Origin of the sequence: Yoonia sp. 2307UL14-13, assembly GCF_037572755.1 — a bacterium.
In the GTDB taxonomy this organism is placed as follows: Bacteria; Pseudomonadota; Alphaproteobacteria; order Rhodobacterales; family Rhodobacteraceae; genus Yoonia.
This window is the reverse complement of the sequence record NZ_JBBIFZ010000001.1, coordinates 1,113,822-1,135,217: the sequence shown is the minus strand read 5'-3', so window position 1 is coordinate 1,135,217 and position 21,396 is coordinate 1,113,822. Positions and strand designations below refer to the sequence as shown.

The following is a 21,396-nucleotide window of genomic DNA, read 5'->3' as shown; positions in this document are numbered from 1 at the left end:
TGTTGAGTGTCAGTCGAATATGGCTGACTTTTATAAAGACAGTCAAATATGGCTGTCTTTGGCGGAAACAGCCTGATTGGGCTGTTTTCTGGAAATACAGTCTGGTTGGGCTGTAATTCACCGTGCATCGATCATCTCACAGGTCTCGATCAATGCGTCTATGCCGGAAGCGTCGACATGTGATTGAATCGTTTGTTTTGTAACATCCAGCGCCGATGCTAGGGCGGATTGTGTTGGCTTGTCCGCGGCCAGCGCGGCCAGCGCAACTTCGGCTTGTGCTTCGGTCCACCCTTCGATGATTTTCTCTGCCAGCCGGATGACGATGGCATAAACGCCTGAATTCTCGGCAAAGATCATCGTCCGCCTGCGCGGCATATCCTCCAATGCTCGTCCGGATGCGGTGAAGGCGGGGCCATGTGCGTCGGCGAGCGTCTCACCCGGGATCGTGCCTTCATCCAGCGCCAGCGCCACGCGGGTGTCGAACCGTTTATCGACCATCCGCACGGCGGCGCGGCTGGCGAAGATCGCGCGCAGCGCGAAAGCGGGTTTGACCGCCATTTGCCAGCCATCGCCCCGGTTGCGGGTGAAATAGACAGGCCCGTCCTGCCAGTCGGCGATCCGATCGGCGGCCATGTTGAGGTTGGTAAAAATACGATCCAATCCGCCCTCGGGCAGGTTGGAGGATTTGACGATATCGCCCGTCAGCACAGCGTAGTTTGTCATTGGCCCCTCGCCATTTTACGCCATGCTGACGCGGCAAGGGACCAAGTGCAAGGGGCGTCAGAGCCCCATACAGTTCGCGTAATAGGTTGTTGTCGCGGGCCAATCCGAGAACACCCCGACGACGCCGACATCCTGCGCGAGGACGTCGAGCACCTCGAAATAGTCGCCGTCCGTATCGATGGCCTCAGTCACTGTCTGGTAGTACCAGCCACCGCCGCCGGCCAACGGGCCGGAGCGTTCGAGCGTCCACGTGATGATCTTAAGATCGGCCTCTTTCGCGGCTATGGCCAATGCAGATGGCACCATCTCGCCATCTTCCAGCGTGATCAGCATCCAGAGCGGCGGGGCGATGTAGTTGACGCCCATGCCCTTCAGTTCTTCCATGGTGTTGGGCCAAGTGGCCGGGTCCAGCGGAGAGTAGCCTTCGATGTCGTATTCGTCCATCAGATAAACGGCCTGTGCACCGAATTCCGGTTCATTTTCAATCCAGTAGAGGACGTCATTAAGGTCGAAGGATTGCAGCCAAACGTCAGAAGCCGGGACATCTGCGGCCTTGTATTCATCGACCAGCTTTTGTGCATAATCTTCCTGGCTGAAGCCGTTGAAGGGCATGTCGACCGATGGGGATTTCAGCTCTGGTGTGAATTTCGCGCCGAGGTCGCGGAAGATTTCGATGGATTCCGCATGGGTCATCAGCGTGGTGTCGTTCACGTAGAGGTCCGTGCGCCAGTCTGCTGTGCCGCCCAAGTATTGCTCGGCCGTTGTTGCGCTGCTGTCGGCGGCGTCCATCTTGGGCGCGAGCGTCATGAATTCGGCCAGTGTCAGATCGGACGTCCGGCATTCGGCAGCGGCAGGTGTGTCGCCGGATGCGGGCGAAAAGGGCTGAGTGCATTTCTCGGCCAGATCGGTGACGACGATGTTCGTGGTCGTATGCAGATCGTTCTGCGCATGGCGGCAGACCAGTTCCTGGTCGGCGGTGAAGGTCACGTCGCATTCGAGGATGCCTGCGCCCATTTGCGCGGCCGCCACGTTGGATTCGACCGTGTGTTCGGGGAAAAGGAGCGGTGCGCCGCGGTGCCCGATAGAGAAATCCGAGCGTGCCGGTGTCTGGCCCTGGCAGGATTGCAGCTTTGTTTTCAGATCGCTGTCGGCCATCTGGCCGATCAGGAACGCGGGCCGTGGCCCGTAGGTCAGTCCCAGTTCTGCGTGGCCTTCGGCCAGCGCGGTCGTGCCCATCAAGGCCAGTGAAAGTGTCAGTGAAACGCGAGTCATCATCGCCCCCTATTGATTAACGGGACCGGCGTGACGCGAGATTGTAACGAAAACTTTACGAATTAATGACGAATTTCCAAAGGCTTACATAAAGCCCAGTTCGAGGCGCGCCTCGTCGGACATCATGTCCATACCCCATTGCGGTTCGAATGTCATTTCCACATCGACCTGTTTGACGCCTGGCAGAGGTTCGATCGCGTCGGCGACCCACCCGGGCATTTCACCAGCGACGGGGCAGCCGGGCGCGGTGAGTGTCATCGTGACGTTCACGGCGTTATCGTCTTTGATATCAATGGTATAGATCAGGCCAAGATCATAAATATTCACCGGAATCTCGGGGTCATAGACGGACCGACAGGCCTGTACGATATCCTCGTAAAGCGGATGGTCGGTGGTCGATGGCGCGATCATCGGCGCGCCTTCGAGTTGGCTGTTGGTGTCGGTCATGGCGGTTCACCCCTAATCCTGAGCGAAGATATAGGGATAGGGGTGCTGGGCGTAAAGGGGGACGATCTGCCGGGTGTCGGCGTCGCGTCGAATGTATGTATGGCAATTTTGCCGGATTGCTGACCGCTGTTTCCCCGGTTCTGACATCCGGCGTTGTGATCGGATCGGCTTGGATGATCACATCGTCCACATTCTTGAAGCAAGGCAACGAAAGATGCATCGCCGTCGAATAATGCTGCACTCTGCCAGTTCGCCCTCTGTCAATTTTTGCGCTCTCCATTTAAGCCAGAGAAAAAATGAGGGCAGTGTGATGAATCATCGTATCTTGGCGAGCATCGTTGGATTTGGTCTGGCGGGTGCATGTACTTCCGTTGGAGGTGACGTGGTTGTCGTCCGCGGCGTTGGGGCCGGTGAGTTGTTGAAACTGCGGTCTGGTCCGAGTTTGCAGTACAATATTCAGTATGGCCTGCCGGATGGCACCCGCCTGATCCGCCGCGATTGCCAGACGGAGTTGGGGCAGTTGTGGTGCGAAGTGTCATTGGCAGACGCGCCGCAGGTCACCGGCTATGTTTCTGCCGATTACCTTTCAGAGCGGTAGCGGCGTGGTCGATCGGTTTTCATTTTCGCTGAACGCCACCGATGGCAAGGCCCGCAACGGGGTGATCCATACCCCGCGCGGCGACATTCGCACGCCTGCCTTCATGCCGGTTGGGACGGCCGCCACCGTCAAGGCGATGCTGCCCGAGAGTGTGGCGGCGACGGGTGCGGATATCCTGCTGGGCAATACGTATCACCTGATGCTGCGCCCGACTGCCGAGCGGATTGATCGGTTGGGTGGCCTGCACAAGTTCATGAATTGGGGTAAGCCGATCCTGACGGATAGCGGTGGATTTCAGGTCATGTCGCTGTCTGATCTGCGAAAGCTGAACGAGGAAGGGGTGACATTCAAGTCCCATATCGACGGGTCGAAGCATAATCTGACGCCGGAGCGGTCGATGGAAATTCAGCGGCTTTTGGGCTCGGACATCGTGATGTGTTTTGACGAATGCCCGGCGCTGCCTGCGGATCGCAAGCGGATCGCGGAGAGCATGGAATTGTCGATGCGTTGGGCACAGCGGTCACGCGATGCGTTTGGCGACAGGCCCGGCCATGCGTTGTTTGGTATCCAGCAGGGTGGTTTGGAAGAGGATTTGCGGGCGCAATCGGCAGAAGCTTTGCGCGTGATCGAATTCGACGGCTATGCGGTCGGTGGTCTCGCCGTGGGTGAGGGCCAGGCGGCGATGTTCGGCTGTCTGGATTATGCGCCCGATCAGCTACCCGTCGACAAGCCGCGTTATCTGATGGGGGTGGGCAAGCCGGATGATATCGTCGGCGCGGTCAAGCGTGGCATCGATATGATGGATTGTGTGCTGCCGTCACGTTCTGGCCGGACCGGGCAGGTGTTTACCCGTCGCGGTGTTGTGAACATCAAGAACGCGCGGCATGCGGATGATCCGCGGCCCTTGGATGAGGCATGTACCTGTCCGGCCTGCCGTGATTATTCACGCGCCTATTTGCACCACGTGTTCCGCGCGCACGAAATGATTTCAGGGATGCTGCTGACCTGGCATAATTTGCATTATTTTCAAGAGATTATGTCGGGGATGCGGGATGCGATTGCGGCTGGGACGTTTGCGGCGTGGGAGGCCGCGTTTCATGCGGGTCGCGCGCAGGGCGATATCGATCCGCTATGACCGAAGGTCATGTGCTAAGCAGACGTTAGGCATTTCGGTGTTTCCTCCCTTGCGACTGCCTGCCTTCGCAGGCACCATGCGCCAAACCACCACGGCATGTCCGGTTGAAACTATTTCACCCAACCCCACATGTTGAAGCCATGAGGAAACGCATCATGCTGCCGCCAAGCGGGGCCGATGCGTTTTGCCAGAAAAGGAAAAAATCATGCAAGAACCGTTGAGTTCGTCTTATCCCGTCCTGCCGCTGCGCGATATCGTGGTGTTCCCGCATATGATCGTGCCGCTTTTCGTGGGCCGTGATAAGTCTGTCCGCGCCCTGGAAGAGGTGATGCAGGACGACAAGCAGATCCTGCTGTCGAGCCAGGTCGATCCCGGTCAGGACGATCCTGATCAGGAAGGTATCTACAAGGCCGGTGTGCTGGCCAATGTGCTGCAGCTTTTGAAGCTGCCTGATGGCACAGTGAAAGTACTGGTCGAAGGGCGCAGCCGCGTGCGGATCACCCATTTCATCGAAAACGATCAGTTTTTCGAAGCGGGTTGCGAGTACCTGACGGAAATTCCAGGCGATCCGACCGAGCTGGAAGCGCTGGTACGCAATGTTTCGGCCGAATTCGAGCGTTATGCGAAGATCAAGAAAAACATCCCGGAAGAGGCGATGGCTGCGGTTGGCGAAGCGACCGAGCCTGCGAAACTGGCTGACCTGGTGGCCGGTCATCTGGGAATCGAGGTCGATGAAAAGCAGGGGCTGCTAGAAACGCTGTCGGTGTCCGAACGGCTCGAAAAGGTCTTTGGCCTGATGCAGGGTGAAATGTCTGTTCTGCAGGTCGAGAAAAAGATCAAGACCCGCGTGAAGTCCCAGATGGAGCGCACCCAGCGCGAATATTATCTGAATGAGCAGATGAAGGCCATCCAGAAGGAACTGGGCGATGGCGAGGACGGCCAGAACGAGGTTGCCGAGCTTGAAGCGAAGATTGAAGAGACCAAGCTGTCGAAAGAGGCACGCGAGAAGGTGGATGCAGAGCTGAAAAAGCTCAAGAACATGTCGCCGATGTCCGCCGAGGCGACGGTTGTCCGCAATTATCTGGATTGGATACTGGCGGTGCCATGGGGCACGAAATCACGCACCAAGAAGGACCTGAACCGCGCGCAGGATATTCTGGATACCGATCATTATGGCCTCGAGAAGGTCAAGGAACGGATCGTTGAATATCTCGCCGTGCAGCAGCGTTCGAAAAAGCTGAAAGGCCCGATCATGTGCCTTGTCGGCCCTCCGGGTGTCGGTAAGACGTCTTTGGGTAAATCTGTGGCCAAGGCGACGGGGCGTGAGTTTATCCGCATCTCACTGGGTGGTGTGCGGGATGAATCTGAGATTCGCGGTCACCGCCGGACCTATATCGGGTCCATGCCTGGCAAGATCATTCAGGCGCTGAAAAAGGCGAAGACGACGAATCCGCTGATCCTTCTCGATGAGATCGACAAGATGGGGCAGGATTTCCGGGGTGATCCGGCGTCGGCGATGCTCGAGGTTTTGGACCCGGAACAGAACGCGACATTCGTTGATCACTATCTGGAGATCGAATACGACCTGTCCAACGTGATGTTCCTGACCACCGCGAACAGCTACAACATGCCGGGGCCCTTGCTGGATCGAATGGAGATCATTTCGCTGGCCGGTTACACCGAGGATGAAAAGCGCGAGATCGCGCGGCAGCATCTGTTGCCCAAAGTGATGAAGAACCACGGGTTGAAGCCGAAGGAATTCTCGGTCTCTGACGACGCGCTGACGGCAATGATCCGGGTCTATACCCGCGAAGCCGGTGTGCGGAACATGGAGCGGGAATTAGCCAAGATCGCCCGGAAGGCCGTGACGCAGATCGTGCGCAAGCAGGCCGAGGTGATTGAGGTGAATGCCGATAACCTGTCCGATTTCCTGGGCGTTGAAAAGCACCGTTTTGGTCTGGCCGAGGAAGAGGATCAGATTGGTGTTGTCACGGGTCTGGCCTGGACGTCGGTGGGTGGTGACCTTTTGAATATTGAGGCGCTGCGCCTGCCCGGGAAGGGTCGGATGAAGACGACCGGGAAACTGGGCGATGTCATGAAAGAGTCGATTGATGCGGCGTCGTCCTATGTGCGGTCCATCGCGCCCGAGATCGGGGTGAAGCCGCCGAAATTCGATACGATCGATATTCACGTGCACGTACCGGACGGGGCGACACCGAAGGACGGGCCGTCGGCTGGTCTGGCCATGGTGACGTCGATCGTATCGGTTCTGACCGGCATCCCGGTGCGTAAGGACATCGCCATGACAGGCGAGGTGTCGTTGCGCGGGAACGCGATGCCGATTGGTGGTTTGAAAGAGAAACTGCTGGCCGCGTTGCGCGGCGGGATCACGACCGTGCTGATCCCACAGGATAATGCCAAGGACCTGCCCGAGATCCCGGATAACGTAAAGGACGGGCTGAACATCATCCCCGTGCGTCACGTGTCAGAGGTGTTGGAGCATGCGCTGGTGAGCAAGCCCGAGGCAATCGAGTGGGATGAGGCGGCAGAAGAAGCTGCCGCCGCCGCGCTGAAGTCCAAGGGTGAGGGCGAAGGCGCACGGACCCATTGAGCCATCGCCAAAGATTTAAAGGCGCGCCCTGCCGGGCGCGCTTTTTCTTTTGAACGCGCAGCCCGTAAGGTGGGTCTCGACCCACCCACCGATCACATGGAAAAAGGAAACCTCATGACCGATACAAATGACGACGCGCACGACCCGCGTTTCAAGAAACCCCACTTGCTTGAACAGGTCGTCGCCCGCACGAACCTCAAAAAGCGCGACGTGAAGCCAGCGGTCGAGGCGAGCCTGGCGGTTTTGGGCGAAGCGCTGGCCCGCGGGGATGAGGTCGTGCTGCCGCCACTGGGCAAACTGCGTGTGGTCAAGACCAAGGACCTCGCTGATGGTGCACAGGTCATGACGCTGAAGCTGCGGACGCCCAAAGATGCGTCACGTCAGCCCCCGTCGGGTCTTGCGGATGCGGGCGAGGATGGTTAGATCACCCAACGTCGGGTGATTAGCTCAGTGGTAGAGCGCTTCGTTCACATCGAAGATGTCAGGAGTTCAAATCTCTTATCACCCACCATTCATTCCATCGCCCCAACGAAGGCCCGCATGACGCTGGCGGCGTTACTGGCAGCGAGTGACATGAATGTATTCATCTCGTTGGCGCCGTCGCCACCACCGGCCAAATCCGATAGCGACCGGAAAGTGATGAACGGCACCTCGTTGGCGTATGCCACGTGCGCGACAGCCGCGCTTTCCATATCCAGTACTTGTGCGTCGAACGTCGTGTACGCCCATTCCCGCAGGTCTGCGTTGTCGACGAAGAATGATCCTGACACTCCGTTGCCGCCAAGGATGATCTGCGGCGGGTCGCTGAGACAGGCATTGTCGGCGTTGCAATCGGCAAGCGTCATGTCGGCGGCGACGGCTTTGGCAGTGGCGAGCAGGTCGGGGTCGGTGTCGAACCAGAAGCGCCGGTCGAGGTCTTCGCTGCGGGCCGTCGTGACGCCGAAAGGCACGGTCGTGATCATGCCAAGGCCTTCGTAATCGGTGCTCATCCATGGCGGGATCGCGAATGCATCATTGGTGTCCCGGGCCATGACCCCTTCGAGGTATTTGCCCCATTGCGCGGGTACAACCACGTCGCCGATCGACAGGTTTGGATCGACTCCGCCTGCAATGCCGGAAAAGGCGATGGCGGTGATGTCGAAATGGTCCAGCGCCAGTTGCGTTGTCATGGCAGCGTTTACCATCGAAACGCCAGAGAGGAAGAGGACCACGGGTTTGCCCTCCATCCGCCCGGTAATGAAGGTAACGCCGTTCAGTTTGTGATCGGTCGCGTCGATCAATCCGTCCTGCAGCGCGATCCATTCGGGTGGAAAGGCAGATATCAGTGCGATACGCGGCGTGTCGTCCAAGAGTTCGGCATGGGCAAGGCCGGGCAGGGCGGTGAGGGCGAGTAGGGGTAGCAGACGCATCGTGTCCTCCTTGTTTTTTGAAACAGTGTGCGCTGGGCGCTGCCAGTCAAGATCACGCCTTCGTGCCAGAATGGACACGGTTCGGGGATGTCCAACATTTAATCACGTTGCATAATTTGCCAGCAGCGCTTGCCTTTGCCAGCTGATCGGTGAGAGTAGCGGTATGGCACAGCATATTGATTTTCCCGAACTTTATATCCTTCGCCACGGTGAAACCGTTTGGAATGCCGAGAACAGAATGCAGGGGGGGCTGAACTCTCCTTTGACCGAGAAAGGCCGGGCGCAAGCGGCCCGACAAGGCGAATTGCTGAGTGGGCTGGATTTGGATGGCTTCGCTGCGTTGAGCAGCCCGCAGGGGCGTGCGTTCGAGACAGCGGCGATTGCGGTGGCCCCGTTGATTCCGCTGATCCGCACCGATGACCGTTTGCGCGAGATCGGGGTGGGGGAATGGCAGGGCAAGGTCCGCGATGATCTGCGTGTGCATGTGCCCGTTGTGGATGGTCCGGACGGCCCGTTGGCATTGTATGAGCATGCGCCGGGCGGCGAAGGGTTCGCCGGGCTGGAGCAGCGCTGTCGTGCGTTTCTGGCGGATTTGGCCGGGCCCGTTGTGATCGTGACCCATGGGATCACATCGCGGATGTTGCGGTGTTTGTCACTGGGTTTGGGCCGGGATGCTTTGGCCAATATGCCGGGTGGGCAGGGGAATGTGTTTCACCTGAAAGATGGCGCGCAGACGGAGCTGGTCTGACGCTTGCATCGCAATCGGGAATCCCCTATTGCAGCGCGGGTCGGGTGATTAGCTCAGTTGGTAGAGCGCTTCGTTTACACCGAAGATGTCGGGAGTTCGAGTCTCTCATCACCCACCATTTTTCATTCCCAGGTTGGTGTCGTAAGACTTTTCGTAACGAAAAGTCTGGCATGTCACAAAGTCTTCATTTCGAAGACTTTGATTTACGGCCACCGCGGCGTTGGGCGATTTTCCGGTTGGGGAGTTCGGACATCACCGTTTTACGGTTTTCGGGCGTCATCCGCGACCATGCGCTGATTTCGTCGATACTGCGCAGGCAGCCGGTGCACAGTCGGCTTTCGGAATGAATCACGCAGATCTTGATGCAGGGGCTTTCGATTTCGGCCCGTGCCCAGATGTGATCGGTATTTTCGGGTTTGGTCACATCGTGCCTTTCATATGCATCAGTCGGTCCAGCAGTCCTTGGAGGATATACGTCGCCGCTACATGATCAATGACCTCTGCGCGACGCTTCCGTGACGTATCCGCCGCCAGCAGCGCCCGTTCGGCGGCGACCGTCGACAATCGTTCGTCCCAGAATGTGATCGGCAGCGGTGTCAACCTTTCGAGGTTGCGCGCGAAGGCGCGGGTGGACTGGCAGCGCGGGCCTTCGCTGCCATCCATGTTGAAGGGCAGACCGAGCACGATGCCGTGGACAAGCCGGTCGGTCGTTATTTGCAGAAGCCGCGCGGCGTCCAGCCCGAATTTCTTGCGCTTGATCGTCTCGACAGGGGTGGCGATACCGCGCATGCTGTCCGAGATCGCAACGCCGATCGTCACCGTGCCAAGGTCGAGCCCCGCGACGGCGCCCAGCGGCGGAAGTTCGGTCGCGAAGTCTTCGGGCGTGTGGCAGATCATTCGGTCAGCCCCGCCGCGGCGGCGGCTTCGGTGATGACGGTCAGGTCGCGTTCGCTGGTGCCGAAGACCTCTTGCGCTTCGACCCAGACTTCGCGCGCGCCGGTTTCATCGCCCAGAACGGCAAGCGCGGTGATCAGGCGTGCCCAGTCCCGGGATGTGCCGCCTTCCGTCGCGAGCCTGTCGGACAGCGCGCTGACCATGCCGCTGATCATTTGAGCCTGTTCTTCGGGGCTAAGGTCTTGGGCAGCGGCGATATCGGATGCAGAAGGCCCCCGGATTTCTGGGAGCGTGTATTCCAGCCCCGCCCGGAAGGCCGCGTTTTCGATCAGCTCACGGGCGCGGGTGACGTGGAAGGTCGTCGGATCTCCGTTTTCCGCCATGTCCCGCCACAGCCGCACGGCGATGTCAGGCCGGTCGGTCTGGTCGAACATCGCGCCCAGATAGAAGCGTGCGGCGGGGTGTTCGGGATCGGTGTCGAGGATTTGGCGGGCCAGCGCCTCGGCCTCGGGCGAGATAATGCCATTTGCGGCGGTGACCATAAGGTCGAGCCGTAGCCGTCGGTCTTCGGTATCCGCCTGGTCCCCTTTGATCGCGATCACCTGTTCCTGCGCGCGGGCGGCGGCGGCGAAGTTGCGCAGTTCACCCTCGTGCCGCACGAGTAGCTGCCAGGCTTGCAGATCGTTTGGCCGGGTGGGCGCGACGGTGCGGAGTTCCGTGACAGCGTCGAGATATTCCCGCGGTGCGTCGATCGCCGGCGGTACGGGCGCTGCGTTTTCAAGCGCGGATTGTGATGGCCGATTGGCACGCATTTCGTCGCTTTGCGCAAGCCGATCAGCCAGCGGCAGGTCCGGATAGCCCGGTGCGCCGATGGTCCAGTAGGTGCCCAAGGTGATGGCCAGGGTCGCCGCGGCCACCGTCACCGCGAAGCCGCGTGATATGCCCGTTTTGCCGATCGCGACCTCGGTTTGGTTTGCGGCCAATAGCCTGCGGGCGACTTCGGTTCGCGCCTGTTCGGCCTCGCCTTCGGAGAGCAGGCCGCGTGTGATATCACGGTCGATTTCAGCGAGTTGCGCCTTGTAGATGGCGATATCCGGGTTTTCGGTCGGTGCTGCGGCAGGTCGCAACAATGGCATGACCATCGTGGCCAGCACCGCCAGCGACATCGCCCCGCAGACAATCCAGAACAGCATCTATCGCTCCTTTCCGTTTCGTCTAAGTAACGACGCGGTCGGGCGCTGGAAAGACCCTGCGACCATGCGGCTATTCATGTTGGTGTGCCTATGTCGTAAATGATCTGCGGGACGCCGCTGTCAGTGGCCAAGCCATGGCAGTGAGGGTTCACAACCATGCAAAGCCCATCGGACCTCGTGGAGAGTCGCATCGGATGAAAAAGTATTCCGCCTTTGCCATCGCACGCGAAGCCTTTCGCCAGCATTCGGGCTGGGAGCGGGCCTGGGCAAAGCGGCCGCCGAAGAAGCGTTATGATGTGATTATCGTCGGTGCCGGCGGGCACGGGCTGGCGACGGCGTATTATCTGGGCAAGAATTTCGGGATCACGAATGTCGCCATCCTTGAAAAGGGCTGGCTGGGGGGCGGCAACACGGGCCGGAACACGACGATCATCCGGTCGAATTATCTGCAGGATCCATCGGCTGCCATCTATGAAAAATCGCGTAGTCTATACGAGACGCTGAGCCAGGATTTGAATTACAACATCATGTTCAGTCCGCGCGGCGTGATCATGCTGGCCCAGACGCAGCACGAAATCCGGGGCTATCAGCGGACGGCGCAGGCGAATGCGTTGCAGGGCGTGCAGACCGAATGGATCGGCCCACAGCGCGTGAAAGAACTGTGCCCCATCATCAATCTGGACGGTCGCCGCTATCCGGTGCTGGGTGGCCTTTGGCAGGCCCGTGGTGGTACCGCGCGCCACGATGCGGTGGCTTGGGGGTATGCGCGGGCATGCTCGGACATGGGCATGGATGTGGTCCAGAAATGCGAAGTGACCGGCGTGCGGCGGGAAGGCGGCAAAGTCGTCGGGGTGGATACAACCCAAGGTGCGATCGATTGTAACAAGCTGGGGATCGTCGTGGCCGGTCATTCCGGGGTCCTGGCGGATATGGCCGGATTCCGTTTGCCGATCGAGAGCGTGGCCCTGCAGGCGCTTGTGTCTGAACCGATCAAGCCCTGCATGGATGTCGTCGTGATGGCGAATACGGTTCATGGTTACATGAGCCAATCCGACAAAGGCGAAATGGTGATCGGGGGCGGCGCCGATGGCTATAATAATTACACCCAGCGCGGTTCATTTCACCATATCGAGGAAACCGTGCGCGCGCTGGTCGAGACGTTCCCGATGATCAGCCGCCTCAAGATGCTGCGACAGTGGGGCGGGATCGTGGATATGACCGGGGACCGGTCGCCGATCATCTCGAAAACGCCGGTCGAGAATGTGTTCGTAAATTGCGGTTGGGGCACGGGCGGTTTCAAGGCGATCCCCGGTTCTGGTTGGGCGATGGCCGAATTGATGGTCAAGGGTGCATCGCCCCTGGCCGATGAATTCAGCATGTTCCGGTTCCGTGCCGGCAAGTTCATCGACGAAAGCGTCGCGGCGGGGGTAGCACATTGAGAGGGAACCACCGACAGGGGTGGCGTGTTTGGTCTGCAATCGCGGAATACAAAGGAGATACGCTATGTCCGATCAAACCACGCAAAACTCTTCCGGCAATACAGGTTTGGCCTTTCTCGTCGGAATCCTTGTCGTTGTCGTTGCCGTCATGGCCTATGTCATGTTCGCCGATGGCGATGCGGATGGTGGTCAAGACCTCAACATCACCGTCGAAGGTGCCGGTGCAGCTGCCGAAGATGCCGCACAAGCGGTCGAAGATGGTGCCGAAGCGATCAGCGACGACGGCAACTGACTTACGATATATTTCTGATCACGATGATCCCGCCAATGCCATATTGTGTGTTGGCGGGATTTCTTTCGTCATGATCTCAGCGTCGACTTTGCCGTCGCCGCGTCTCATCCCGTCTGCGTTGATCGAATGGATCGACGTCATCGTCGCCGACTCGCCCCCGTGCCCAGTCGATCATCATAAAGATGATCGCTGTGGTGAGTATTCCCCCAATGATGATCAGCAGCAATTCCATGCAATAAAGGTAGCAATCCCGTCAAAAAATGCGACCCCGGCGGAGGTTAGCCCATTGAAATCGGCGGATTTGGCCATGATTGGCCGAAAATACCGGAGGATTTCCGCCAATGTTTCCATTTTGGAAAATTGTGGCTTTTTTATGGCCCTATCTGAAATGGAGGAATGCTCATGGCTGACTATACCCAATCAAAGACCAGCAGTGCCGGCGGTATCGGGTTTATCGTTGCCGCAGTCATTGTTGTTCTTGTCCTGCTTTACGCGCTTTTCGCTGGTGGATCGGTCGAGACGACCACAGATCCTGCGGCGATCGGCGCGGCAGAGTCAGAGACGGCTCCGGCCCTCGATGGTACGGCGCCCGCAGTTGAAGAAACCGCACCAGCCGCACCGGCTGTGCCAGCAACAGAATAAGGCCACTCACCTTAGAACCGCTTGGGGCGGGCGCAGCGATGCGTCCGCCCTTTGTGCGTGGCCATCTGCCAAAGGGGTGTGCCCATGTTGATCCTGCATTGCCCTTATTGCGGCGTCGATGCCGATGAAACCGAATTACATGGCGGGGGTGAGGCGCATCTTAAGCGCTATGGTCCGGGATCGACGGACGAGGATTTCGAAGGTTACCTTTTCATGCGTGAAAACCCCCGGGGGGTGCATTTCGAACGCTGGCGCCATGCCTATGGCTGCGGCAAGTGGTTTCTGGCCGCGCGGTGTACCGCGACGCTCGAGGTGTTCGGGACCTATCCGGCACAAACGACCGAACCGCCGCAAGAGATCAAGAATGCGGTTGCCGCCAAGCGTTCCGGCTGGTCATGGAGAGAATTTTCATGAGTACCCGTCTGGCTGGACAGGGCCGTATGATCGATCGTGCGCAGCAGGTATCGTTCACCTTTGACGGCAAACATTTCAAGGGATTTGCAGGGGACACTTTGGCGTCGGCCCTGTTGGCCAATGATCAGATGCTGGTGGGCCGGTCCTTCAAGTATCACCGTCCGCGCGGTGTCGTCGCGAGTGGTGCGGAAGAGCCCAACGCGCTGGTCAATCTAGGCAAGGGTGGCCGGTTCGAGCCAAACCAGCGTGCTACCACGACAGAGCTGTTCGACGGGTTGCGCGCCGAGTCGCAGAACTGCTGGCCCAGCCTGGCGTTCGATGTGGGTGCCATCAATGCGCGGTTGGCCCGGTTTTTACCCGCGGGCTTTTACTACAAGATGTTTATCCATCCCCGCCCGTTCTGGAAGCATGTCTATGAGCCGTTCATTCGCCAGTCGGCGGGTCTGGGCAAGGCGCCAAAAGATCGGGACGCGGATACGTATGAGCATTTCCATGCGCATGTGGACGTTCTGATCGTCGGTGGCGGGATCGCAGGTCTGGCCGCCGCACAGGCGGCGGGCGAGCGTGGTGCCCGGGTGCTGGTGGTCGAACAGACGCCCCATTGGGGCGGTCGGGCCGTGGTGGATGGTGCGCAGGTCGACGGGATGCCTGCGGCGGAATGGGTCGCGCAGACCGTTGCCGCTTTTCAGGCGATGCCGAATGTAGATGTGCGGACACGTTGCATGGGCGCGGGGGTTTATGATCACGGTTATGCGCTGGCCTATGAGCGGCTGACCGACCACAGGCCAGAGGCTGAGGGCCCGCGCCATCGGTTATGGCGTATCCGCGCCAAACAGATCGTCACCGCGACGGGGGCGATCGAGCGGCCATTGTCCTTTGCGGGCAATGATGTGCCGGGGGTCATGCTGGCCTCTGCCGTCCGCGACTATGTGGTCGATTATGGGGTGTCGCCGGGCGACCGCACCGTTGTTGTGACCAACAACGACGATGCATACCGCACCGCCTTGGCGCTGAAAGAGGCAGGGCTGGATGTGCCGGTGATCGTTGACGCACGGCCCGTCGTGACGGGTACACTACCTGAACAGGCGCGTGCCGCCGGTATCCGGGTCGAGACGGGCAAGGCGATCGCGAAGGTCAAAGGCGGCAAGCGCGTGACCGGCGTTTCGCTTTGTGCGCAGGCGGGCGAGGGCGGAGTGCTGGAAGAGATCGATTGCGACTGTGTCGCGATGTCTGGCGGCTGGTCTCCGGTTGTGCATCTGTGGTCGCATTGCGGCGGCAAGCTGGTTTGGGATGCCGATCAGGTGATGTTCCGGCCGGATGCCGAACGGGCGCCGACCGGGGCGGCGGGTGAGACCTTTGTGACGGCTGCGGGGATCGCCAATGGCCATCTGTTCACTGCCGAGGTCGTGGGCGATGGCTGGGCCGCTGGCCGTGCGGCGGCCAAGGCCGCGGGGCATATGCGCAAGGGTGGGCAGGCACCGCTGGGGGCGTGTGTGGCCGCAGAGCCGATCGCCCCGGTCTGGATGATGCCACAGGGCGCCACGCACGATTTGCGCGCCAAGGCCTGGCTGGATTTCCAGAACGACGTGAAGGTCAGTGATGTGCAGCTGGCCGCGCAGGAGGGGTTCGAGAGTGTCGAACATGCCAAGCGGTATACGACGCTGGGCATGGCAACGGATCAGGGGAAGCTAAGTAATATCAACGGCCTCGCGACGCTTTCTCATGCGTTGAACGAAGATATTCCGCAGGTTGGCACGACGACGTTCCGCCCGCCATACACCCCGATTTCCATGGGGGCGATTGCTGGCGAAGCGCGGGGTGATCTGTTTCAGCCGGTGCGTAAAACGCCGATTTCGGACTGGGCGAATGAGAACGGGGCGGAGAATGAGCCGGTGGGCCAGTGGCGCAGGCCTTATGCCTATCTCCGCTCGGGCGAGAGCGTGGAGTATGCCGTCAATCGCGAGGTGAAGAACACGCGCGAGAACCTGGGGCTGCTGGATGCCTCGACCCTTGGCAAGCTGATCGTGAAGGGGCCGGATGCAGGCAGGTTCCTCGACATGATGTATACCAACATGATGTCGACCTTGCCGGTGGGCAAATGCCGCTATGGGCTGATGTGCTTTGAAAACGGGTTTCTGATGGATGACGGTGTTGTCGCCCGCATGTCCGACGACACATGGCTGTGCCACACGACGACCGGCGGCGCCGATCACATCCACGCGCATATGGAAGACTGGCTGCAATGCGAATGGTGGGATTGGCAGGTCTATGTCGCCAACGTGACCGAGCAATATGCGCAGGTCGCGGTTGTCGGCCCCAATGCGCGCAAGGTGCTGGAGAAGCTGGGTGGCATGGATGTATCGCGTGAGGCGCTGCCGTTCATGCAATGGGCCGAGGGGGAGATTGGCGGCTTTGATGCGCGGGTGTTCCGGATCAGTTTCTCGGGCGAGTTGAGTTACGAGATTGCTGTGTCGGCCGGGCAGGGCCGCGCCTTTTGGGAAGCGCTGATGGCGGCCGGGGAAGAGTTCGGTGTGATGCCTTACGGGACCGAAGCGTTGCATATTCTGCGGGCCGAGAAGGGGTTCATCATGATCGGGGATGAGACCGATGGGACGGTTATTCCACAAGACCTGAACCTGCACTGGGCGCTGTCGAAGAAGAAGGATGATTATCTGGGTAAGCGGGCCCACGAGCGCAGCGCGATGGCGGACCCGGATCGGTGGAAACTGGTGGGGTTGGAGGCTGAAGGCGGCGAAGTGTTAGAGGTCGGTGCCTACGCGATTGATGTCGAAGTTCCCAAAGACGAGCGGGATCATGAATATTTGGCGCAGCTTGCAACAGAGTCGAACGCCAATGGCCAGGCGAAGACCTGCGGTCGTGTCACTTCGACGTACTGGTCCGCAAATCTGCAGCGTGGCATCGCCATGGGGCTGGTTCGACACGGCCCTGATCGGATCGGGGAGACACTTTTGTTCAGCAATCTGGACGGTACGACCACAAAGGCAAAGATCATTGATCCAGTTTTATGTGACAAAGACGGAGACAAACAGAATGTCTAATTCCGTCAGTGCGTTAAATGGCAAGGTGGAGGCGGGCGAGGTCACAGTGCGGGACGCCGGATTGCAAGGGATGATCACCCTGCGCGGTGATCTGACGGACAAGAAACTGCGCAGGGTTTGCACGGACGTGACAGGCGTCGCTTTCCCGGAGCAGCGCAAGGCCGAGGTTGCGGGCGACAATGGCCTGTGCTGGATGTCGCCGGATGAGTTGTTGGTATTTGTGCCTTACGCGGACGTCGCGGCGACGTTGGCGACAATCGACGCGGCGCTGGCAGGGACCCATTATCTGGCCGAGAACGTCTCGGACGCGCGGGCCGTCCTGACCGTAGAAGGCACCTTTGCCCGCGAGGTCATGGCGAAGCTGACGCCGGTTGACCTGCATCCGGATGTGTTTGTTCCCGGCGACTTTCGCCGGTCGAAGTTGGGACAGGTCGCGGCAGCGTTCTGGATGCGGGATGATGAGACCTTTCATGTCGTCTGTTTTCGATCGGTGGCAGAATATGTGTTCGGCCTGTTGGCAAATGGCGCTCGGGCCGGGCGTGTCGACCACCTGATCTGACCGCCAAGGTCATGGAACCAATAGCCGGGCAGGGTGTTTTTTGAGGTTACCTCAGGACATTCAATGCGCAAAAATAAGCCACTCGCCTTTATTCCGGGTCTTTTCGAAACATCGGCGATTTGGCAGCCGACCATTACGCGGTTGGAGTTGCCCATATCTGAATTGGTTTGTCTTGAACTGGGCGGGCATGATCCGACCGATCGTGTTATTTTTGATGTTGATCGCTGGGTCGAGCGCGCCGCGGCAAAGATCTTCCCGCCTGGATTGACGGATAAGGTGACCTTGGTATGCCACTCGACCGGCGGGCTTTTGGGTCTGGTCCTTGCGAAACGATATCCGCGGCGAGTGGACAGTCTGGTGCTGGTCGGTAGCCTGACCTGCGGTCATCGTGGCAAGGCTGTGATGGTCGAACAGAGTATTCTCGCCAGCGACGTGCTGGGTCCGACCGCGTTCTCCATCGGATGGCGGATGTGGCTGGCATCCCGCCGATCATTCGAAGTGGGGCTGCAGCTTGCCACATCAGCTGAGGCAGCGTCGACCGTCCCCGATGAAATGCGCGTGACCTTACAGAAATGCGATACCGAGGCGCTGCGCAGCATGACGAATTGGGTATTGAAGACCAGCATTCTGGATGATCTTGCCGAAATCGACGTGCCCATCCTGGGTATTGTCGGACGGCGCGATCATGTCGTGCCGCCGGAACATCAGCTGCAGTTGATCAAGACAGCGTCTGGTGCGCAGGGATGTCTGCTGGATGCGGGGCATTTACCGTTTCTTGAGAGTCCGTCCGCATTCGATAAGGCATTGCGGGGGTGGTTGCAGTTCGGACCGGCAAGGCAGGTCGTTCCGGCGTCTGCCGCACCGACAGACCTTGCTGAACTTGAACCGGAACCTTTTGGTGGCTCTTGACCTTAGGTCTTCATATGACATTTACGATCATAGACAGTCCCTAACTCGGAAAGATATGAGACATGGCTTTTGAACTTCCTGATCTTCCCTATGCACATGACGCTTTGGCCAGCAATGGCATGTCGAAAGAGACCTTGGAGTATCACCACGACCTGCACCACAACGCCTATGTGACCAATGGCAACAAGGCGATTGAAGGGACCGAGTGGGAGGGTAAATCCCTCGAAGAGATCATTAAGGGCACATACGACCCCAATGCCGTGGCGCAAAACGGTATCTTCAACAATATCAGTCAGTTGTGGAACCATAACCAGTTCTGGGAGATGATGGGCCCCGGCGGCAGCAAGATGCCGGGCGAATTGGAGAGTGCCCTGACCGAGAGTTTTGGTTCGGTCGACAAGTTCAAGGAAGAATTCAGCGCTGCTGGTGCCGGCCAATTCGGGTCCGGCTGGGCGTGGCTGGTGAAAGACACCGATGGCAGCCTGAAAGTCACCAAGACCGAAAACGGCGTGAATCCGGTCTGTTTCGACCAGACGGCATTGTTGGGCTGCGATGTGTGGGAGCATTCGTACTATATCGACTTCCGCAACAAACGTCCTGCTTACCTGCAGAATTTCCTTGATAACCTCGTGAATTGGGAAAACGTCGCATCGCGCATGTGACCCGCAAAAAATGCGAGTGAAAACGCCCGTCGCAGATCGCGGCGGGCGTTTTCATTGGAACGGAAGGCGCCTTTGATCGGTTGATCCTGTGAAAGCAATAGGAGGATCGCACATGGCGGAGCGTCATCAATCCCAAAACCATCCGAAAAACCCTGAAAAGGATAAAAAAGTGCCGGGCGCGCACGGTAAGGGCGACGATTTTGACAAGGGCATCAGCGGTGTCAGCCGTGTCCGCGGTGATCACGAAGATATTCCGCTGACCGAGGATGCCGCCAATGACTAAGTTGCGGGAAGGTACGTGGGTTCTGGTCGCCGACAGCGAGAAAGCCCTGCTGTTGGAGAACGAAACCGACCATGAGGATCCACATCTGAAGGTCGTCAAGAAAGAGACGCAGGACAACCCGTCCGATTACGAACAATCCGCCAATCGTCCCGGCCGCATGCACGATGGCGGCCCGGGCCACAAATCGGCAGTCGATGATACCGATTGGCACGAACTGGCGAAAGAGCGGTTCGCGGCGGATATCGCCGACCTTCTGTATGGTCATGCGCATAAGGGCAATTTTGACGATATCATTCTGGTCGCGTCGCCTGCCGTTCTTGGTGATTTGCGTGATGAACTGCATCAAGAGGTCAGCGATAAAGTGGTGGCTGAGATTGACAAGACCCTCACCAACCATCCCTTGATCGAGATTGAGAAAATCGTGAAGGCCGAACTGGCCTGACGGTCACTCACTGGACATGATCAAAGACCCATGGGACACCCTGCGGGTCTTTTTTTGGATGATAAATGCCTGGCCCTTCTCTTAACGATATCAAGGCGGCAGCAGATGCGATCCGTGACCGCATCATAGAAACACCCGTATTGCCGCTGACATCGGCCCGCTGGGATGGCGTCCTGCCGGATTGCGCGGGCGTTGCGGTGAAACTGGAATTGTTCCAGCAAACCGGGTCGTTCAAGGCACGCGGCGCGTTGCTGGGCCTGCGCGGTCTGACCGACGATCAGCGGGTGGCCGGTGTTGTCGCCGCAAGCGGCGGCAATCACGCATTGGCCGTATCCTGGGCGGCGCGCGAGGCGGGGGTCGATGCGCTGATCACGATGCCCCGCGCGACGGACCCGGCACGGATCGCCGGGTGCAAAACGCTGGGCGCGTGCATCGAATTGTATGACGATATGGCTGAGGCCTTTGCCGCCATGAATGCCGCCGCCGCTGGCGGGCGTGCGCTGATTCATCCGTTCGAGGCGGCGCATATGGTTCTTGGTGCGGCGACCTGTGCGGTGGAATACATGCAGCAGGCGCCGGAGGTGGATACATTTGTCGTGCCGGTTGGCGGTGGGGGTCTGATCAGCGGTATGGCCGCTGCGATCAAACAGGTCAAACCGGACGCGCAGGTGATTGGGGTAGAGCCCATGGGTGCCGACAGCCTGTCGCGCAGCTTAAAGGCCGGGCATCCGGTCGCGATCGATCGCGTCGCGACGATCGCCGACAGTCTGGGCGCGCCCTTGGCCATGCATTACACGTTCGAGATCGCGCGGGCTTACACTGATCGCGTCGTCCGCATTTCGGACCATCAGATGCTGCAGGCGATGCAGCTGTATCAGGACAACCTGCGGATCACGGCAGAGCCTGCCTGCGCCGCGTCATTGGCTGCTGTTCTGGGACCGTTGCGCGATGATCTGGCAGGGCGGCACGTGGGCATTATCGCCTGCGGGTCGAACATCTCAATGGATCGGTATCGGACCCTGATCGCGGACCTATAACGCCTGCGTCAGCGCTGTCTCAAGGCTGGCCACATCGTCGACCGACGTCACGAACGACAGGATATCATCGCCCGCGAAGCTTTGGTCGACCACGTGGCGAAGCAGTGTATCGAGCGGCTCCCAGAAGCCATCGATGTTGAGAAGAAAAATCGGTTTCGCATGCAGCCCCAACTGCCGCCATGTCAGCGCCTCGAAAAATTCATCCAGTGACCCCGCGCCGCCGGGCAGCACCACCACGGCATCGGCATTCATGAACATCACTTTTTTGCGTTCGTGCATGGTTTCGGTAATCACGAAGCTGTCCAGGTCCCGCTTACCGACTTCCCAGTCCAGCAGATGCGTCGGGATGACGCCGAACGTGTTCCCGCCAGCACGCTGTACCGCATTCGCGACGCGCCCCATCAGTCCTACATCGCCCGCCCCATAGACCAACCGCCAGTGATTGCGGGCAAGCATTGCGCCGGTTTCCTCTGCCGCCGCGGCATAGGTGGGCGCGCCGCCGTCGCGTGATCCGCAATAAACGCAGACCGATTTCGTGACTGTGGCCATTGTGACACCTTCTCAAAGACTTGATTTTGACCGGTCATAGCGGGGTTGCTATGCTGCCTCAACCATTGGCCGGGCGCGG

General features: G+C 59.2%; 25 protein-coding genes and 2 tRNA genes. 18 read left to right on the top strand and 9 right to left on the bottom strand.

Annotated elements, in window-relative coordinates:
• Positions 1-117 precede the first annotated feature (117 nt).
• The 3 genes from V8J85_RS05850 to V8J85_RS05840 form a co-directional block, all read right to left on the bottom strand.
• Positions 118-723, bottom strand: a complete 606-nt coding sequence (locus tag V8J85_RS05850; RefSeq protein ID WP_339952740.1) for a hypothetical protein — start codon at positions 721-723, stop codon at positions 118-120.
• A 57-nt stretch (positions 724-780) separates the two neighbouring features.
• Positions 781-1,995 (bottom strand): glycerophosphodiester phosphodiesterase family protein, encoded by a 1,215-nt coding sequence (locus V8J85_RS05845; RefSeq protein WP_339953075.1) that lies wholly within the window; start codon positions 1,993-1,995, stop codon positions 781-783.
• An 84-nt stretch (positions 1,996-2,079) separates the two neighbouring features.
• Positions 2,080-2,442, bottom strand: coding sequence for an SUF system Fe-S cluster assembly protein (locus V8J85_RS05840; RefSeq protein WP_339952739.1), 363 nt, complete (start codon positions 2,440-2,442; stop codon positions 2,080-2,082).
• A gap of 310 nt (positions 2,443-2,752) precedes the next feature.
• Between V8J85_RS05840 and V8J85_RS05835 the strand changes: the two genes are divergently transcribed.
• The 5 genes from V8J85_RS05835 (at position 2,753) to V8J85_RS05815 (ending at position 7,297) form a co-directional block, all read left to right on the top strand.
• A complete protein-coding gene (locus V8J85_RS05835) occupies positions 2,753-3,040 on the top strand; it encodes an SH3 domain-containing protein (protein ID WP_339952738.1) in 288 nt (95 codons plus the stop codon).
• Positions 3,009-4,175 carry a tRNA guanosine(34) transglycosylase Tgt gene (gene tgt, locus V8J85_RS05830; RefSeq protein ID WP_445285871.1) on the top strand — a complete coding sequence of 389 codons (1,167 nt, stop codon included), beginning with the start codon at positions 3,009-3,011 and terminating at the stop codon, positions 4,173-4,175. The genes V8J85_RS05835 and tgt overlap by 32 nt, the downstream gene beginning before the upstream one ends.
• A gap of 205 nt (positions 4,176-4,380) precedes the next feature.
• Entirely contained in the window at positions 4,381-6,786 is a 2,406-nt protein-coding gene (gene lon / locus V8J85_RS05825) for an endopeptidase La (RefSeq protein WP_339952737.1), read from the top strand.
• 114 nt (positions 6,787-6,900) lie between these two features.
• Entirely contained in the window at positions 6,901-7,209 is a 309-nt protein-coding gene (locus V8J85_RS05820; protein WP_339952736.1) for an HU family DNA-binding protein, read from the top strand.
• A 13-nt stretch (positions 7,210-7,222) separates the two neighbouring features.
• Positions 7,223-7,297, top strand: a tRNA-Val gene (locus V8J85_RS05815).
• Position 7,298: 1 nt separating this feature from the next.
• Here the strand turns inward: V8J85_RS05815 and V8J85_RS05810 are convergent.
• Positions 7,299-8,195, bottom strand: a complete 897-nt coding sequence (locus V8J85_RS05810) for a 5'-methylthioadenosine/S-adenosylhomocysteine nucleosidase (protein ID WP_339952735.1) — start codon at positions 8,193-8,195, stop codon at positions 7,299-7,301.
• Between the two features lie 163 nt (positions 8,196-8,358).
• Here V8J85_RS05810 and V8J85_RS05805 point away from each other — a divergent pair, with 163 nt between their 5' ends.
• Together V8J85_RS05805 and V8J85_RS05800 are read left to right on the top strand one after the other, a co-directional pair.
• Entirely contained in the window at positions 8,359-8,943 is a 585-nt protein-coding gene (locus V8J85_RS05805; protein ID WP_445285870.1) for a histidine phosphatase family protein, read from the top strand.
• Positions 8,944-8,985: 42 nt separating this feature from the next.
• Positions 8,986-9,061 (top strand) — tRNA-Val (locus V8J85_RS05800).
• 66 nt (positions 9,062-9,127) lie between these two features.
• On the opposite strand, the gene V8J85_RS05795 is transcribed toward V8J85_RS05800, so the two are convergent.
• From V8J85_RS05795 to ccmI, 3 genes are read right to left on the bottom strand one after another with little or no spacing between them, the layout of a single operon-like run.
• Positions 9,128-9,367 (bottom strand): DUF1289 domain-containing protein, encoded by a 240-nt coding sequence (locus tag V8J85_RS05795; protein ID WP_339952734.1) that lies wholly within the window; start codon positions 9,365-9,367, stop codon positions 9,128-9,130.
• Positions 9,364-9,840 (bottom strand): Holliday junction resolvase RuvX, encoded by a 477-nt coding sequence (ruvX, locus tag V8J85_RS05790; RefSeq protein WP_339952733.1) that lies wholly within the window; start codon positions 9,838-9,840, stop codon positions 9,364-9,366. The genes V8J85_RS05795 and ruvX overlap by 4 nt, the downstream gene beginning before the upstream one ends.
• A complete protein-coding gene (gene ccmI / locus V8J85_RS05785) occupies positions 9,837-11,030 on the bottom strand; it encodes a c-type cytochrome biogenesis protein CcmI (RefSeq protein WP_339952732.1) in 1,194 nt (397 codons plus the stop codon). Before ccmI ends, ruvX begins: the two co-directional genes overlap by 4 nt.
• Before the next feature lie 194 nt (positions 11,031-11,224).
• On the opposite strand from ccmI, the gene V8J85_RS05780 reads away from it, so the two are divergent.
• Together V8J85_RS05780 and V8J85_RS05775 are read left to right on the top strand one after the other, a co-directional pair.
• The gene (locus V8J85_RS05780; RefSeq protein ID WP_339952731.1) at positions 11,225-12,469 is read left to right on the top strand and encodes a sarcosine oxidase subunit beta family protein; all 1,245 of its coding nucleotides are present in this window, start codon (positions 11,225-11,227) and stop codon (positions 12,467-12,469) included.
• A 64-nt stretch (positions 12,470-12,533) separates the two neighbouring features.
• Positions 12,534-12,761, top strand: coding sequence for a hypothetical protein (locus V8J85_RS05775; protein ID WP_339952730.1), 228 nt, complete (start codon positions 12,534-12,536; stop codon positions 12,759-12,761).
• Between the two features lie 76 nt (positions 12,762-12,837).
• On the opposite strand, the gene V8J85_RS05770 is transcribed toward V8J85_RS05775, so the two are convergent.
• A complete protein-coding gene (locus V8J85_RS05770; RefSeq protein ID WP_339952729.1) occupies positions 12,838-12,993 on the bottom strand; it encodes a hypothetical protein in 156 nt (51 codons plus the stop codon).
• Positions 12,994-13,163: 170 nt separating this feature from the next.
• On the opposite strand from V8J85_RS05770, the gene V8J85_RS05765 reads away from it, so the two are divergent.
• The 9 genes from V8J85_RS05765 (at position 13,164) to V8J85_RS05725 (ending at position 20,768) form a co-directional block, all read left to right on the top strand.
• On the top strand, positions 13,164-13,403 hold the full coding sequence (locus V8J85_RS05765; protein ID WP_339952728.1) for a hypothetical protein: 240 nt from the start codon (positions 13,164-13,166) through the stop codon (positions 13,401-13,403).
• 84 nt (positions 13,404-13,487) lie between these two features.
• Positions 13,488-13,817 carry a sarcosine oxidase subunit delta gene (locus V8J85_RS05760; protein ID WP_339952727.1) on the top strand — a complete coding sequence of 110 codons (330 nt, stop codon included), beginning with the start codon at positions 13,488-13,490 and terminating at the stop codon, positions 13,815-13,817.
• Positions 13,814-16,876: a sarcosine oxidase subunit alpha family protein gene (locus V8J85_RS05755; protein ID WP_339952726.1), complete on the top strand. Its 3,063-nt coding sequence runs from the start codon at positions 13,814-13,816 to the stop codon at positions 16,874-16,876. The genes V8J85_RS05760 and V8J85_RS05755 overlap by 4 nt, the downstream gene beginning before the upstream one ends.
• Positions 16,869-17,435: a sarcosine oxidase subunit gamma gene (locus V8J85_RS05750; protein ID WP_339952725.1), complete on the top strand. Its 567-nt coding sequence runs from the start codon at positions 16,869-16,871 to the stop codon at positions 17,433-17,435. The genes V8J85_RS05755 and V8J85_RS05750 overlap by 8 nt, the downstream gene beginning before the upstream one ends.
• Positions 17,436-17,498: 63 nt before the next feature.
• Positions 17,499-18,344 (top strand): alpha/beta fold hydrolase, encoded by an 846-nt coding sequence (locus V8J85_RS05745; protein WP_339952724.1) that lies wholly within the window; start codon positions 17,499-17,501, stop codon positions 18,342-18,344.
• Between the two features lie 62 nt (positions 18,345-18,406).
• Positions 18,407-19,006 carry a superoxide dismutase gene (locus V8J85_RS05740; RefSeq protein ID WP_339952723.1) on the top strand — a complete coding sequence of 200 codons (600 nt, stop codon included), beginning with the start codon at positions 18,407-18,409 and terminating at the stop codon, positions 19,004-19,006.
• 112 nt (positions 19,007-19,118) lie between these two features.
• The gene (locus V8J85_RS05735) at positions 19,119-19,289 is read left to right on the top strand and encodes a hypothetical protein (protein WP_339952722.1); all 171 of its coding nucleotides are present in this window, start codon (positions 19,119-19,121) and stop codon (positions 19,287-19,289) included.
• Positions 19,282-19,731, top strand: a complete 450-nt coding sequence (locus tag V8J85_RS05730; RefSeq protein WP_339952721.1) for a host attachment family protein — start codon at positions 19,282-19,284, stop codon at positions 19,729-19,731. Before V8J85_RS05735 ends, V8J85_RS05730 begins: the two co-directional genes overlap by 8 nt.
• Positions 19,732-19,796: 65 nt before the next feature.
• Positions 19,797-20,768: a threonine ammonia-lyase gene (locus V8J85_RS05725; protein ID WP_339952720.1), complete on the top strand. Its 972-nt coding sequence runs from the start codon at positions 19,797-19,799 to the stop codon at positions 20,766-20,768.
• Here V8J85_RS05725 and V8J85_RS05720 read toward each other — a convergent pair.
• A complete protein-coding gene (locus V8J85_RS05720) occupies positions 20,763-21,317 on the bottom strand; it encodes an LOG family protein (RefSeq protein WP_339952719.1) in 555 nt (184 codons plus the stop codon). The two genes, V8J85_RS05725 and V8J85_RS05720, sit on opposite strands and share 6 nt — an antisense overlap.
• Positions 21,318-21,396 lie beyond the last annotated feature (79 nt).

What these genes read in the sequence shown, in the direction of transcription:
- ruvX (WP_339952733.1), bottom strand. Translation starts at nt 9,840, where the DNA reads ATGATCTGCCACACGCCCGAAGACTTCGCGACCGAACTTCCGCCGCTG.
- V8J85_RS05720 (WP_339952719.1), bottom strand. Translation starts at nt 21,317, where the DNA reads ATGGCCACAGTCACGAAATCGGTCTGCGTTTATTGCGGATCACGCGAC.
- V8J85_RS05725 (WP_339952720.1), top strand. Translation starts at nt 19,797, where the DNA reads ATGCCTGGCCCTTCTCTTAACGATATCAAGGCGGCAGCAGATGCGATC.
- V8J85_RS05760 (WP_339952727.1), top strand. Translation starts at nt 13,488, where the DNA reads ATGTTGATCCTGCATTGCCCTTATTGCGGCGTCGATGCCGATGAAACC.
- V8J85_RS05765 (WP_339952728.1), top strand. Translation starts at nt 13,164, where the DNA reads ATGGCTGACTATACCCAATCAAAGACCAGCAGTGCCGGCGGTATCGGG.
- V8J85_RS05740 (WP_339952723.1), top strand. Translation starts at nt 18,407, where the DNA reads ATGGCTTTTGAACTTCCTGATCTTCCCTATGCACATGACGCTTTGGCC.
- V8J85_RS05845 (WP_339953075.1), bottom strand. Translation starts at nt 1,995, where the DNA reads ATGACTCGCGTTTCACTGACACTTTCACTGGCCTTGATGGGCACGACC.
- V8J85_RS05820 (WP_339952736.1), top strand. Translation starts at nt 6,901, where the DNA reads ATGACCGATACAAATGACGACGCGCACGACCCGCGTTTCAAGAAACCC.
- V8J85_RS05850 (WP_339952740.1), bottom strand. Translation starts at nt 723, where the DNA reads ATGACAAACTACGCTGTGCTGACGGGCGATATCGTCAAATCCTCCAAC.
- V8J85_RS05805 (WP_445285870.1), top strand. Translation starts at nt 8,359, where the DNA reads ATGGCACAGCATATTGATTTTCCCGAACTTTATATCCTTCGCCACGGT.
- V8J85_RS05750 (WP_339952725.1), top strand. Translation starts at nt 16,869, where the DNA reads ATGTCTAATTCCGTCAGTGCGTTAAATGGCAAGGTGGAGGCGGGCGAG.
- V8J85_RS05840 (WP_339952739.1), bottom strand. Translation starts at nt 2,442, where the DNA reads ATGACCGACACCAACAGCCAACTCGAAGGCGCGCCGATGATCGCGCCA.
- V8J85_RS05745 (WP_339952724.1), top strand. Translation starts at nt 17,499, where the DNA reads ATGCGCAAAAATAAGCCACTCGCCTTTATTCCGGGTCTTTTCGAAACA.
- V8J85_RS05770 (WP_339952729.1), bottom strand. Translation starts at nt 12,993, where the DNA reads ATGGAATTGCTGCTGATCATCATTGGGGGAATACTCACCACAGCGATC.
- tgt (WP_445285871.1), top strand. Translation starts at nt 3,009, where the DNA reads ATGTTTCTGCCGATTACCTTTCAGAGCGGTAGCGGCGTGGTCGATCGG.
- V8J85_RS05780 (WP_339952731.1), top strand. Translation starts at nt 11,225, where the DNA reads ATGAAAAAGTATTCCGCCTTTGCCATCGCACGCGAAGCCTTTCGCCAG.
- V8J85_RS05735 (WP_339952722.1), top strand. Translation starts at nt 19,119, where the DNA reads ATGGCGGAGCGTCATCAATCCCAAAACCATCCGAAAAACCCTGAAAAG.
- lon (WP_339952737.1), top strand. Translation starts at nt 4,381, where the DNA reads ATGCAAGAACCGTTGAGTTCGTCTTATCCCGTCCTGCCGCTGCGCGAT.
- V8J85_RS05810 (WP_339952735.1), bottom strand. Translation starts at nt 8,195, where the DNA reads ATGCGTCTGCTACCCCTACTCGCCCTCACCGCCCTGCCCGGCCTTGCC.
- V8J85_RS05775 (WP_339952730.1), top strand. Translation starts at nt 12,534, where the DNA reads ATGTCCGATCAAACCACGCAAAACTCTTCCGGCAATACAGGTTTGGCC.
- V8J85_RS05755 (WP_339952726.1), top strand. Translation starts at nt 13,814, where the DNA reads ATGAGTACCCGTCTGGCTGGACAGGGCCGTATGATCGATCGTGCGCAG.
- V8J85_RS05730 (WP_339952721.1), top strand. Translation starts at nt 19,282, where the DNA reads ATGACTAAGTTGCGGGAAGGTACGTGGGTTCTGGTCGCCGACAGCGAG.
- V8J85_RS05835 (WP_339952738.1), top strand. Translation starts at nt 2,753, where the DNA reads ATGAATCATCGTATCTTGGCGAGCATCGTTGGATTTGGTCTGGCGGGT.
- ccmI (WP_339952732.1), bottom strand. Translation starts at nt 11,030, where the DNA reads ATGCTGTTCTGGATTGTCTGCGGGGCGATGTCGCTGGCGGTGCTGGCC.